Annotated in this window: 1 protein-coding gene; it reads right to left on the bottom strand. The window is 55.8% G+C overall.

Annotated elements, in window-relative coordinates; all coding sequences use genetic code 11:
* Positions 1–932: DnaD domain protein (locus lacNas_RS06165; protein ID WP_201346694.1), on the bottom strand; the 932-nt coding region annotated here is incomplete at both ends.

The raw sequence follows: 932 nt of genomic DNA, 5'->3' as shown, positions 1-932 counted from the left end.
CAGTCCCCTGCTCAACCCGCCGGCCGCCGGAGTAATTTCTTGCCTGCCTCTGGGCGGGCTGCTTGGAGCGCTGGCGCAGGTGCTGAATGGCGGCTTCCGGGGTCGTGATCCCCTTTTGCAGCCAGTCGTTGGCAATCCGGTTGGCTAAATCTCTAGTTAAAACCGGCTGGTAATTAAGGCAGGTATAAACCAGAACATTGATCAAGCCCATATCCAGGCCCACTTTCTGGTTCAAGTCGTTGACGATCTGCCGCTCTCTGGCGGTTGAAAAGCCACCCTTCTGGTCCTTCATGTAGTTCAAGAATTCCACCGGGGCCTTGGATTTGACCAGGTTCAAAAGCTCCTGGTCCTGCTCGCCGACGCTCGGCCGGGCCTGCTTTTCTTCCTGGCGCTTGACCACCTGCTGGCGGCGGTGTTCAGCCTTGTAGTTGTAGTTGAGGCTCTTTCTGATCGCCGAAGCATCCAGCTGGTAGCTGCCGTGCAGAGTCGGCAGGGTCTCGTTGATGAATTCTTCTTCGCTTAAGCCGTACAGCTCCATGATCGCCTGGATCTCGTCTTTTTGCCGGTCAATCTCGGTATCCGGAATCTGGTAAACGGCAAAGCGGTCTTTCAAATACTGCCAGTCGATCTGCTTGACGTTGACCTGGGCGGCAGCAGCAGTCTGGTCCACGTTTTCCGCGGCCGCTGACTTGACTTCTTTGGAGGGATTGAGGGCCTCGTTTTCCGGCAGGCGGAAGACTTCAAAGAAGGACGCTGACACCTCTTCCAGGTTGGCCAGCTCTCTTTCTTTTACCTTGGCATCCTTGGCAAAAAGCTTGCTCAGCTCGCTGAAGCGGTAGCTGCCGACTTTTTCTTTCAAAAGGCTGGCCAGAAGCGATGTGTTGAAAAATTCGCTGGCTGCCGGCACGGCCTGGATCCTGAAGGCCAGCATC

Source organism: Lactobacillus nasalidis (assembly GCF_016587775.1).
GTDB lineage: Bacteria > Bacillota > Bacilli > Lactobacillales > Lactobacillaceae > Lactobacillus > Lactobacillus nasalidis.
The sequence above is the reverse complement of the archived record's forward strand: the minus strand, read 5'-3'. Positions and strand labels throughout refer to the sequence as shown.